Raw genomic sequence first — 11629 nt, forward strand, 5'->3', positions numbered from 1 at the left:
CTCTATGTTCGTGCTGACTTGCGGGTGCGCGCGGACGCGGTCTGCAGCAGCACCGCGGCCACGATGATCACGCCCTTGGCGATGTTCTGGGTGGCGGTGTCGAGGTTGTTCTGCGTGAAGATGCTGTTCACCACGGTGAAGATCAGCACGCCGATGAGGGTGCCGATCAGCGTGCCGCGCCCACCGGTGAGCAGCGTGCCGCCGATGACGACCGCCGCGATGGCGTCCAGCTCGTAGAACATGCCGTTGGTCGAGGCACCCGATGTGGTGCGGGCGACGACCATGATCGCGGCGATGCCGCAGCACAGGCCGGCGATGCCGTAGACCATCGCCGTGTGCAGCTTGACGTTGATGCCGGCGAGCCGGGCGGCTTCCGCGTTGCCGCCGACCGCGAACGTGCGACGGCCGAACGTGGTGCGGTTGAGCACCACCCAGCCGACGGCGAACACCAGCGCGAGCATCCAGATCAGCACCGGGATGCCGAGGATGTCGCCGCGGAAGAACTCGAGGAAGCCCTGCTCGGACACGGTCTGCGTCTGCCTGCCGGACAGGCGTTCGGCGAGACCGCGCGCGGACGCGTACATGGCGAGCGTGGCGATGAACGGCACGACCTTGCCGTACGCGATCAGCATGCCGTTGACGAGACCGGCGCCGAGACCGACGGCCAGCGCGCAGATCACCATCACGAACGGGCCGTACGCCTGTGTGGCGACCGTGGTCATCCACACGCTGGCGAGCGCCACCATCGAGCCGACCGACAGGTCGATGCCGCCCGCGATGATCACGAACGTCATGCCGACGCTGACCACGCCGATCGCGGCGGCGAGCCGCAGCATGATGGAGATGTTGCTCTCGCCGAGGAACGACTCCGGGTTGAGGGCGTAGCCGACCGCGCACAGCGCGACGAGCACGCCGATGAGGATGGTCAGCCGGATGTCCATCCGCAGCCCGCTCGGCGTGCGCACACCCTTCGTCGGTCCCGTCTGGACCGGTTCCTCCACTGTGGACGGAGTCTTCTCACTCACGTCGCTCATGCCATGACCTCGCTGCCTTCCATCACCATGTCCAAAATGGCCGCCTCCGTCAGCTCGCCGGCGGGTGCCTCGGTGAGCACCCGCCCCTCCCTCATCACGAGCACCCGGTCGGACAGCCCGAGCACCTCGGGCACCTCGCTGGAGACGAGCAGCACCGCGACACCTGTCGCGGCCAGCTCGTGGATCAGCCGGTAGAGCTCGGCCCGCGCCCCGACGTCCACGCCGCGGGTCGGCTCGTCCAGCAACAGCACCTTCGTGTCCCGCACCAGCCACCGGGCGACGACCGCCTTCTGCTGGTTGCCGCCCGACAGCGTGCGCACCTCGCGGCGCGGGTCCGCGGGCCGCAGGTCCAGCCGCTCGAGCGTCGCCCGCGAGTCGCGGAGTTCCCTGCCGCGGTCGGTGAACCCGAGCCTGCTGTACGCGGGCAGGCTCGCGAGCGTCACGTTGTTCGCGACCGACTGGTCGAGCAGCAGGCCCTGGCTCTTGCGTTCCTCCGGCGCGAGCCCGATCCCGGCGGCGACCGCGGCGATCACACTGCCGGGTTTGAGCCGCTTCCCGTTCACCCACACGGAACCGGCGTCGGCCTTACGTGCGCCGTAGACGGTCTCGAGCACCTCGCTGCGCCCGGCGCCGACCAGGCCCGCGATGCCGACGATCTCACCGGCCCGCACGGTGAAGCTGACGTCGGAGAACTCGCTGCCACGCGTCAGGTTCTCGACCCGCAGCACCTCGTTGTCCTCGTCCACAGTGGACACGTCGCGGTGCGGGAAGACGGTCTCGACCTGCTTGCCGGACATCAGGTTGACCAGCTCGGAGGTCGGGGTGTCGGCGGGCAGGTTCGACCCGACGGTGCGGCCGTCCTTCAGCACGGTGACCCGGTCGCCGATGCGGCGGATCTCCTCGAGGCGGTGGGAGATGTAGACGACCGCGACCCCGTCGTCGGTCAGGTCCTCGACGACCCGGAACAGGTTGTCGACCTCGTCGGCGGCGAGCGCGGCGGTCGGCTCGTCCATCACGATCAGCCGGGCGTCGTGCACGAGCGCGCGTGCCATCGACACCAGCTGCTGGCCCGCCGCGGACAGCAGCCCGACCTCGCGGCTCGGCGGGATCTCCGGGTGCCCGAGGCGGGCCATCAGCTCGCGGGCCTTGTTGCGGGCGGCGCGGCGGTTGCTGAACCCGAACGTGGCGGGCTCGTGGCCGAGGAAGATGTTCTCCGCGACCGAGAGCCCCTCGACGAGGTCCAGCTCCTGGTACATGGTCGCGACACCCAGCTTGAGCGCGGCGACCGGCGAGCCGAGCGTCGCGGGCGCACCGCGCCAGGTGATCACGCCTTCGTCCGGCTGGTGCGCCCCCGCGAGCACCTTGATCAGCGTCGACTTGCCCGCACCGTTCTGCCCGAGCAGGCAGTGCACCTCGCCGGCGCGGACCTCCAGGTCCACCCCGTCGAGGGCACGCACACCCGGGAAGGTCTTCACGATGCCGGACATGGCCAACAGCACCTCAGCGGGATCGCTCACAGCGCCCGTTCCTTCGCTCTCGCTCACGCCGGCGCCTCCTCTGGTTCCTCGGCGGTCTGGATGACGGGCACGACCGTCGGGTCGTCGAGCACCCGGCGCAACGACGCCAGCGCGCCGCCGGTGGTCGCCGCGGTGAAGCCCAACCGCGAGCCGACCACCCTGGCGCCGCCCGCGCCGGGTGCGAGAACGTGGGCCACGACCTGGTTGCGGATCGGCTCGACGAGCCACTCCGGCAGCGCGGCGAAGTACCCGCCGAGCACGACGACGGCCGGGTTGAGCAGGTTCACCAGGAACGAGACGCCCAGCCCCAGGGCGGTGCCGATCTGGTGGAGCGCGTCGAGCGTGCGCCGGTCGTGCTGTTCCGCGCGGGCGCGGACCATCCGCATCCGCTGGTCGAGGTCGAGGCCGGGGTCGCGGATCGGGTCGTCGGGGTCGGCGCAGGCGTGCAGCAGCGCCCCGAGCCCGACCTGCGTCTCCCAGCAGCCGCGGCGCCCGCAGGAGCAGTAGGGCCCGAGCGGGTCCATGGCCATGTGCCCGATCTCGCCCGCGAACCCGATCGACCCGCGCACGAGGCGGCCGCCCGCGATGACGCCGCCGCCGATGCCGAAGTCACCGGTGAGGTAGACGAGGTCGGCGACATCGGAGTCGGCCTGCTCGGCGAGCGCCCCGAGGTTCGCGTCGTTGTCGACGACGATCCGGTCGAGCGCGAGCCCGGTACGCGCGGCGAGCCCGTCGGCGACGGCCACGTCCCGCCAGCGCAGCCGCGGCGAGAAGGTGACGGTGCCCGCGGCGGTGTCGACCAGGCCGGGCACGGACACCGTGACACCGACGGCGTTCTTGAGCTCCGCCATGGCCTCGGCAGCGAGTTGCGCGAGCTGATCCAGGGTCTTCTCGGGCCCCATGCCCGGGACGTCCGCCGTGACCCGTCGCTGGAACAGGACCTGCCCGCCGAGATCGGTGACGAACGCGCCGACGTGCCCGACGTGCACGTCGAGCCCGACACCGCACACGCTGTCGGGCCGCAGGTCGACGAGCTGCCCGGGTCTGCCCTGGCCGCCGGCGGAGATCCCGGCGTCGTGCACGAGTCCGCGCGCCTCGAGGTCGGTGACGAGGCTGGAGACGGTGGCCTTGGAGAGCCCGGAGCGCACGGCCAACTGCGCGCGGGACAGCGCGCCGTGCTCGCGGAGGGTACGCACGAGCAGCGCGAGGTTCCCTCGGCGCAGACCGGCCTGGTCTGCCGGGCGGCTCTGGCCCACCGGCGCTCCACTTCGTTGAGGGCCCGATCGAAGACCGGTGCTCTAACTCACAATGCAGGGTGTCTTAGGGTCCTCGTGTCTCGCAATACCCCGTTTGGCGCAACATCTGGATCGATCTTTCGTTTGTTCTGAGCAAAAGTCCTGTCAAACCGGCTGGAAGTCAACCCGTCGGGCGCGAAGCGTGAAAGAGAACACAGAGTCCTGTGACCGGACCCGCACGGGGAGTTGTCCACAGGGCGGCGGGTTGTCCACAGCCGACCGCTGTCGGCCCGGTTCTGTCGGTGGGTACCGGTAGGCTGGCATGGCGGGTGGCCCCCGGGATCGGGTGGGGGTTGAGGTTACGCACTGGGGGCTTGTTTTCGCTGGTCAGCGGGAGTTTTGGTGGCCTCTGCGTGGGGTGGTGTCCTCGCCGGACGGGCTGCTCTCGGGGAGGGGGCCTCACGATTCCGGCGTGCTGAGATTTGGCGAGGATGGGTCTACCTGCACGCCGTCTTTGTGGGCTGCGCCTGGCTTGTGCACGGGGCTGGGGCCCGCTCCGCGGGCGGGGCTGTCGCGGCGCTGGGTGCTCGGGGCGGAGGCTCGACGTCTGGAAGGCGGGATGTCAGCGACGTCCCGGGTCGCCCTCTGTTGATGTGCGGGCCAGTTCTGTTCTGTTGGCCACGCCCAGCTTGGCGTAGGCGCGGGCCAGGTGGGTCTTCACCGTGCCCCGTCCGATGAACAGCTCCGCCGCGATCTGCGGGTTGCTCAGGCCGCGCACCGCCAGTTCCGCCACCGAGCGTTCCGCCGGGGTGAGGCTCGCCCATCCGGTCACCGGGCGGGACGCCAGCCGCCGGACGCGCAGTACGCGGTCCACCGCCTGGTCCAGCGTGAGTGCGCGGCCTCGCTCCAGTCCCAACTCGACCTGTGGACGTCCGGCCTCGTAGCCGGTCTCGTCGCGGGCTCGGGCCGCCGCGCCGAACAGCAGGCCCGACCGGTCCGGTGTGCCTGCCAGGGTTGCCAGTGCTTCCAGGCTGTCGACGCAGCCGAGGACCAGGCCGTGTCCGTGGCGGACGCGTAGTGCGTCGCGGTGCAGGTCCGCTGCTGCCACCGGGTCGGTCGGGGCCAGCTGTTCCGCTCGTTCCGCCAGCGCCGCCGACCTCAGCAACGGCATGCCCGCCAGCGTCGGTGACGCCGACGCCTCCTCCAGGCGTTGCCGCGCGCCCTCCTCGTCACCCGCGGTGCGCAGTGCCGCCGCGTGGGTCAGCAGCAGGTCCGGGGTGAACGCGTGCCGCTCGCGTTCGCACCAGTCCAGTGCCGTCGCCACCGCGCCGCGCCACAGTGCCACCTGTGCTCTCGTCGCGAACCAGCCCGGGACGTACGGTGGCGTCGACGCCTCGTCGATCACCCGTTGCAGCTCGTCCAGGATCGTTTCCGCTTCCGATGGGCGGCCGCGTAGCGCCGTGACCCGTGCCAGGGTCCACGCCGCTGTGCCGAAGCGGACGAAGTCGTGCAGGGGTGCGGCCGCTTCCCTGGCTCGGTGCGCGGTCTCCTCCGCCGCTGCCAGGTCACCTGTGTTGGCTTGGCCGATCGCCAGCGCGGCCAGGCCCGTCGTCGCTATTCCCCGGTCGCCCCTGCTCAGGAGGGCCGGTGCCGATCGCTCCAGCCACTGGCGTGCGCTCGTGTGGTTGTCGGCCAGCTGGTCGATGAGGCCCACCAGCACCCCGGCCGCGTCCCGGCTGAACGGGTCCTCGGTCGCCTCGTCGTGGGTTCGCACGGCCAGTGCGCGCGCCGCGTCGAGGTCCTCGTGGAGCAGGCCGATCGCGGTCAGTTGCTGTGCCAGCAACCTCGTGCCGGTGTCCTCGCTCAGCGCCGCCGCCCTCGCCGCCGCCGCGAAGGTGTCCGCGTCCGGGCCCACGACCTCGCCCACCAGCGCCAACGACACCAGGACCCTGGCCTGCAGCGCGTCGTCGTCGCCCGGGTCCAGTGCCGCGGCCCGACGAAGGAGCTCCCGGCCCGCCCTGTCGCCGGTCAGGTGCCACCACCACGCCGCCGCCACGCACAGCCGGCGGCCCAGGTCGACGTCACCGCCGGCGAGGCACCACTCGGCCGCGGACCGCAGGTCGGCGCGGAACTCGTGGACCCGCTCACGCCAGCGGTCCTTGTCCGCCGCCGCCAGCGGTTCCAGCGCCCCCAACAGGTCCAGGTGGACCTGTGCGTGCCGGTGCCTGGCCTCCGTTTCCTCCCCGGCCGCGCGGAGGCGGGCCCGTGCGTACTCCGACACCACCGTCAGCATGCGGTACCGCGCTCGCGGGCCCGACACGTCGCAGACGACCAGTGACTTGTCGACAAGTCCACGCAGCGCGGTGAGCATCCCGTCGCCCATCGCCCGTACCGCGTCCGCGCCGAACTGCTGGAACGGGGCGAGCCTGCGCAGCAGCACCCGCTCGTCCTCGGTGAGCAGCCGGTGGCTCCAGTCCATCGAGTCGGCCAGGCTGCGTTGCCGGAACGGGGCCTGCCGCCCGCCGCCGTCCAGCAGTGGGTGGTCGGCGCCCTCGTGCAGCATCTCCGCGATCTCCCGCAGCGACAGCGTGCCCGCCCATGACGCGGTCAGCTCCAGCGCCAGCGGCAACCGGTCCAGGCGGTCGCAGATCCGGCGGGCCGCCGCGCGTGCCTCGTGGTCGTCCGACGTGGCACCGGCACGTGCGAGCAGCAGGTCGATCGCCTCGGGCAGCACCATCGGCGTCAGCCGCCAGACGCGTTCACCCGCGATCCCGAGCGGTTCGCGGCTCGTCGCGAGGACCGTCAGCTCCGGGCAGCGGCTCAGCGCGACCCCCGCGAACGCGGCCGCGCCCGCCCGCACCTGCTCGCAGTTGTCGAGCACGACCATGGCCGGGCCGTCGGCCAGCGTGGCGACCAGCGCCGCCGGGTCCGCGTGCGGCACCGGCACCGCGAGTGCCTCGGCCACCCGCGCCACGACCTGGTCGTCGTGGGTCTCCTCGGACAGGTCGACCCAGATCGCCTCGTCCCCCGACACCGCCCGCGCGGCCCGGACGGCGAGCCTCGTCTTGCCGCAGCCGCCCGGTCCGGCCACCGTCACCAGCCGGTGCTCGCGCAGCGCCTGCGTGACCGACGCGAGTTCCGCCGCCCTGCCGACGAACGTCGACAGGTCCCCCGGAAGGCGGCTCACCATGGCTCCGGAGTCTGCCACCCGGTGCGCGAAACATCTGCCACCTGGCAGACGCATGGGCCCGGCGCCGCGACCACCATTCATGTCATGACAGAGACGAACGACAAGCGCACCGTCGTAGCGAGCTTCAGCGTTTCCCTCGACGGATACGTGACCGGCCCCGGCGGCCCGACCGACATGAGCTGGGTCGCCAAGCACGCGGTCAGCGACCAGGCCAGGGAAATGATGACCAGCTTCGTCAACCACGGCACCACCGCGCTGCTCGGGCGGCGCAACTACGAGGGCTTCCGCGGCTACTGGCCCGTGGTCGGCCAGGACGAGAACGCCGACCCCCGCGACCGGGCCTACGGGCAGTGGCTGGACACGGTGGAGAAGGTCGTGTTCTCCACGACCCTCACCGAGACGGACTGGACCGGTGCCCGGATCGTCGACGCCGACCCGGCCGAGGTCGTCAAGGAGCTGCGCGAGCAGGACGGCGGGGACATCATCGTCCAGAACAGCCTGAGCCTGGTCCGCGCGCTGCTCGCCGCCGACGAGGTCGACCGGATCAGCATGGTCCTGTGCCCGGAACTGTCCGGTGGCGGCGTCCGCCTGTTCGAGGACGGCTTCGCGTCGACGTCCTGGAGCCTCACCGACGTGACGACCACCGACACCGGCGCGGTGGTGCTGGTCTACGACCGGCTTCGCTAGTTCATGGGGGCGAACGCGCGGTCGGTTGCCGACCAGGCCGCGCCCGTCACGCCCGCCAGGTCACCCAGTTCCGACAGCACGATCGGCAGGTTGCCCGTGGCCAGCGGCAGCGAGCGGCGGTACACCGAGCTGCGGACCTCCGCCAGCAGCGGGTGCCCGAGGCGGGACACGCCGCCGCCGATCACGACCATCCCCGGGTTGAGGAAGCTGACCAGCGACGCGACCACGTGCCCGAGGCGCCTGCCGCCCTCGCGCACGAGGTTCGCGGCCGCGAAGTCACCGGCCACCGCGGCGTCGCCGACGTCCTGGGCGTTGAGCCTGCCGTGGTCGGTCAGCTTCTCGGCGAGCATCGTCGAGCGGCCGGAGCGGGCCAGGGTCAGCGCGTCGCGGGCGAGCGCGGCGCCACCGAAGTACGCCTCGAGGCAGCCGACCTCACCGCACGCGCAGGCCGGGCCGTAGTCGTCGAGCCGGATGTGCCCGATGTCGCCCGCTGTGCCGGCGACGCCCCGGTACACCTTGCCGCCGAGCACGATCCCGCAGCCGATGCCGGTGCCGACCTTGACGAAGATGAGGTCGTCGAGCGAGCGGGCCACACCGGCGTGCCGCTCGCCGAGGGCCATGACGTTCACGTCGTTGTCGACCGTGACGGGGCAGCCCCACTTGCCCGCCAGCTCGTCCCGCACGGGGTAGCGGTCCCAGCCGGGCATGATCGGCGGCGCGACCGGCATGCCGTCGCGGAAGCTCACCGGGCCCGGCAGGCCGATGCCCGCGCCCATGAGCCGGCCCGGCGTCTTCTGGAGCACGCGTTCGGCGAGGTCGACCACGCGGCCGAGCACGGGTGTGGGGCCCTGGCGGACGTCGCACTCCTCGCTCTGGCTCGCGAGCACCTCGCAGCGGGCGTCGGTGATGGCGACGTTGACCGAGGTCGCGCCGACGTCGGCGGCGACGAACCGGAGGTCGTCGGCGAGGTGGACGAGCGTGGACCGCCGCCCGCCGCGGCTCGCGGCGGGCCCGCCGATCTCGACGAGACCCGTGTCCACCAGGCGCGACAGCTCGCCCGTCAGCTTCGCGCGGGGCAGGTCGAGCCGCTCGCCGAGCGCGACGCGCGACATGGGGCCCTCGTCGCGCAGTAGGGCGAGCAGCCTTGACTGCTGTCGCGAGGACACCCTCGCCTGCTGTCCGGGGCTCGGCGCGTTCACCTGTCCAATCTATCCCCAAACCGGCGCTCGGCGGACGTAAACTGCGGCGCCCGCGTCCCCGCGATCCCCACCGCATTTCCACCGTGGCCGCGGCGAACACACACGTCAGAGCTGACTGGAGCACCACATGGCCGCGAAGTTCGAGATCTACACGGACGCGAAGGGCGAGTACCGGTTCCGTCTGAAGGCGGGCAACGGCGAGATCGTCGCCACCGGCGAGAGCTACACGACGAAGTCGGGTGTCATCAACGGCGTCGACGCCGTCAAGCGGGCCGCCGCCGAGGCCGAGGTCGACGACCAGACTTCGTGATTTCGGTTTTCACCCGAAAAGGGGCTTTGCCGGCTCCGCGCTAGCAAAGCCCTTTTCCCGGCCTTCGCAGAGGGTCGGCGCGGGTGCACGACGCGTACGTCCTAGGCTTCCCTCCGTGCGCCACGCAGCCATCAGGTTCGTTCCGGCTCTCGTCCTGTCGCTGTGCGCCCTGGTCATCACCACAATCGTCGCCGCTCCCGGCGCCGCGGCCGCACGCTCCGCGGGCCAGGCGGAGCCGACGACCGGTGAGAACGACACCACGCAGGGCGCGTGCCAGAACCGCCAGCTCCCGCCTCCGCCCGTCGACACGTCGGAGGAGCCGAAGCCCGGCGAGCCGAGCCCGGAACCACTCCCCGTGCCCGAAGACCCGGTCGGGGGAACACGCATGGGTGAGTGCGGCCTCGTGCAGCCAGAGGGCAGTGAGGCCCCGCCGACCGTCACCGCGGCCACGTGGGCGATCTCCGACCTCGACTCCGGCGCCGTCCTCGCCGCGAAGGACCCGCACGCCCGCGAGCGGCCCGCGTCGCTGATCAAGGTGCTGCTGGCGATCGTGGTGATCCGCGAGCTGCGCCCGGAGACGGTCGTCACCGGCACGCAGGAGGACGCGAACCAGGAAGGCACGCGGGTCGGCATCGGCCCCGGTGGCGAGTACACGGTCGAACTGCTGCTGGATGCGCTGGTGATGCGTTCCGGCAACGACGCGGCGTACGCGCTGGCCAGGGCGCTCGGCGGCACCGAGGCGGCGCTCGAGAAGATGAACGCGCTGGCCAAGGAGCTCGGCGCGCTGGACACCCGCGCGGCGACCCCGTCGGGGCTCGACGGACCGGGCATGATGACCTCCGCCTACGACCAGAGCCTGATCTTCCGCGCCGCCATGCAGCACGAGGAGTTCGCGAAGGCCGCCAAGACCCCGCGAATCGACTTCCCCGGGTACGGCGGACGGCCCGGTTTCCAGGTCAACAACGACAACCGGCTGCTCGGTGAGTACGAGGGCTTCCTCGGCGGCAAGACCGGGTTCACCGACGACGCCCGGCACACCTACGTCGGCGCCGCGGAACGCGACGGCAGGCGGCTGGCGGTGGTGCTGTTACGCGGGGAGCGGGAGCAGGAGCCGCTCGCGCAGCAGGGTGCCGCACTGCTGGACTACGGCTTCGCGCTGGCCGCCGCGGATGCCGAGCCGGTCGGTGAGCTGGTGACGCAGTCCCCGGACGTGCAGCCGAAGCCGAACCCGAACCAGCGGTCCGAGCCGACCGAGTCCGGGTCGGCGGACAAGCCCGCCGAGAACAAGTCCACGGAGGCGGAGACCGACCGGTCCGCGTTCGGGAACGTCGGCCTGCCGTTGGTGATCCTGGCCGGGTTGGCGGTGCTGGTGACGTTGGCCATGTGGCTGCGGCGCCGCAGGGCCCGCGCGGCGCGCGCCGCCCGCTGAGGACCTACTCCGTCGGGCGCTTTCGCTTGCGCAGCAACAGGCCCAGCATCGTGCCCACGCCGACCAGGCTCATCGCGCTCCGCGCGTCCGGACCCTTGCGGACGACCATGCGCGGGCTGATCACGGCGGGCGGGGGCGGCGCCGGTGGCTCCTTCACGATGTTCTCGCGTGCCGTCGCGGTCCACGCGGTGATGAACAGCAGGAAGCGGGACACGAAGTTCGCGAACAGCAGGAGACCGAGGATCGGGCCGAACAGGGAGCCCGCCGGGGACGCCGTGACGGTCGCCAGGTAGATCGTGAAGACCTGTTTGAGGATCTCGAAACCGACCGCGGCCGCGATGGCGCCGCGGATCGCGGACCGCGCGCTGACGCGTTCGCGTGGCAGGCGGGAGAGGACCCACAGGAACACCAACCAGTTCGCGGCGAGCGACAGGACGATGGTCGCGAGCCGCAGGAGGAACAGCGCCCACGCGTCGTCCTCCAGGCCGACGAGGCCCAGCAGCCACGAGCCGAGTCCACCGCCCGCGGCGGACAGCCCGAACGAGACAGCCAGTGCGAGACCGAGACCGAGCAGCGCCAGCAGGTCCTTGACCATTGTGGACAGGAAGGGCCGCTGCTTGTTCTCCTGACCCCACTGTGCGGTCAGCGCGTCCCGCAGGTTCGACATCCAGCCGAGACCCGAGTACACCGCCGCGAGCAGACCGATCACACCGACCGTGCCACGGGACTCGATGGCCTTGTCGACGACGTCGTTGATCGTCTCGCCCAGGCCGGACGGCACCGCGTCGGCGATCCCGGCACGCATCTCCGCCAGCAGGGCGTCGTTGCCCACGAGCACGAAACCGGCGACGGCGAACGCGATCATGATGAGCGGGAACAACGACAACACGCTGAAGTACGTGATCGCGGCGGCGTAGTGGTTGCCGTACCGCTCCGTGTACGACGCGCCCGCACGCACGAGGTGGTCGAGCCACGGCCGCTTCCTGCGCTGCCGGGTCAGGAAGGATTCTTTGTCCGCCACAGACAAA

Annotated in this window: 9 protein-coding genes; 3 read left to right on the forward strand and 6 right to left on the reverse strand. The window is 71.6% G+C overall.

Features of this window, described 5'->3' with window-relative positions; translation table 11 throughout:
* Positions 1–2: 2 nt before the first annotated feature.
* The 4 genes from ACIBVP_RS38675 to ACIBVP_RS38690 form a co-directional block, all read right to left on the reverse strand.
* Positions 3–1034: an ABC transporter permease gene (locus ACIBVP_RS38675; protein WP_396111465.1), complete on the reverse strand. Its 1032-nt coding sequence runs from the start codon at positions 1032–1034 to the stop codon at positions 3–5.
* Positions 1031–2521, reverse strand: a complete 1491-nt coding sequence (locus tag ACIBVP_RS38680) for a sugar ABC transporter ATP-binding protein (protein WP_396111559.1) — start codon at positions 2519–2521, stop codon at positions 1031–1033. Before ACIBVP_RS38680 ends, ACIBVP_RS38675 begins: the two co-directional genes overlap by 4 nt.
* A 53-nt stretch (positions 2522–2574) precedes the next feature.
* A complete protein-coding gene (locus tag ACIBVP_RS38685; RefSeq protein WP_396111466.1) occupies positions 2575–3807 on the reverse strand; it encodes an ROK family protein in 1233 nt (410 codons plus the stop codon).
* A 601-nt stretch (positions 3808–4408) separates the two neighbouring features.
* Positions 4409–6976: a LuxR C-terminal-related transcriptional regulator gene (locus tag ACIBVP_RS38690; RefSeq protein ID WP_396111467.1), complete on the reverse strand. Its 2568-nt coding sequence runs from the start codon at positions 6974–6976 to the stop codon at positions 4409–4411.
* A gap of 84 nt (positions 6977–7060) precedes the next feature.
* Here ACIBVP_RS38690 and ACIBVP_RS38695 point away from each other — a divergent pair, with 84 nt between their 5' ends.
* Positions 7061–7663 carry a dihydrofolate reductase family protein gene (locus ACIBVP_RS38695; protein WP_396111468.1) on the forward strand — a complete coding sequence of 201 codons (603 nt, stop codon included), beginning with the start codon at positions 7061–7063 and terminating at the stop codon, positions 7661–7663.
* Here the strand turns inward: ACIBVP_RS38695 and ACIBVP_RS38700 are convergent.
* A complete protein-coding gene (locus ACIBVP_RS38700; protein ID WP_396111560.1) occupies positions 7660–8775 on the reverse strand; it encodes an ROK family protein in 1116 nt (371 codons plus the stop codon). The genes ACIBVP_RS38695 and ACIBVP_RS38700 overlap by 4 nt on opposite strands.
* Positions 8776–8989: 214 nt before the next feature.
* Here ACIBVP_RS38700 and ACIBVP_RS38705 point away from each other — a divergent pair, with 214 nt between their 5' ends.
* Positions 8990–9172, forward strand: coding sequence for a YegP family protein (locus ACIBVP_RS38705; RefSeq protein WP_396111469.1), 183 nt, complete (start codon positions 8990–8992; stop codon positions 9170–9172).
* Positions 9173–9287: 115 nt separating this feature from the next.
* Positions 9288–10601 (forward strand): D-alanyl-D-alanine carboxypeptidase family protein, encoded by a 1314-nt coding sequence (locus tag ACIBVP_RS38710; protein WP_396111470.1) that lies wholly within the window; start codon positions 9288–9290, stop codon positions 10599–10601.
* A 4-nt stretch (positions 10602–10605) separates the two neighbouring features.
* Here the strand turns inward: ACIBVP_RS38710 and yhjD are convergent, their stop codons facing one another.
* Positions 10606–11628 (reverse strand): inner membrane protein YhjD, encoded by a 1023-nt coding sequence (gene yhjD / locus ACIBVP_RS38715; protein WP_396111471.1) that lies wholly within the window; start codon positions 11626–11628, stop codon positions 10606–10608.
* Between the last annotated feature and the right edge of the window lies 1 nt (position 11629).

It is taken from the genome of Actinophytocola sp. NPDC049390, from assembly GCF_044466355.1.
Classification (GTDB): Bacteria; Actinomycetota; Actinomycetes; order Mycobacteriales; family Pseudonocardiaceae; genus Actinophytocola.

Excerpts from the sequence above, each read along its gene's own strand:
- ACIBVP_RS38675 (WP_396111465.1), bottom strand. The coding sequence starts at position 1,034 with ATGAGCGACGTGAGTGAGAAGACTCCGTCCACAGTGGAGGAACCGGTC.
- ACIBVP_RS38680 (WP_396111559.1), bottom strand. The coding sequence starts at position 2,521 with ATGTCCGGCATCGTGAAGACCTTCCCGGGTGTGCGTGCCCTCGACGGG.
- ACIBVP_RS38690 (WP_396111467.1), bottom strand. The coding sequence starts at position 6,976 with ATGGTGAGCCGCCTTCCGGGGGACCTGTCGACGTTCGTCGGCAGGGCG.
- ACIBVP_RS38695 (WP_396111468.1), top strand. The coding sequence starts at position 7,061 with ATGACAGAGACGAACGACAAGCGCACCGTCGTAGCGAGCTTCAGCGTT.
- ACIBVP_RS38700 (WP_396111560.1), bottom strand. The coding sequence starts at position 8,775 with ATGTCGCGCGTCGCGCTCGGCGAGCGGCTCGACCTGCCCCGCGCGAAG.
- ACIBVP_RS38705 (WP_396111469.1), top strand. The coding sequence starts at position 8,990 with ATGGCCGCGAAGTTCGAGATCTACACGGACGCGAAGGGCGAGTACCGG.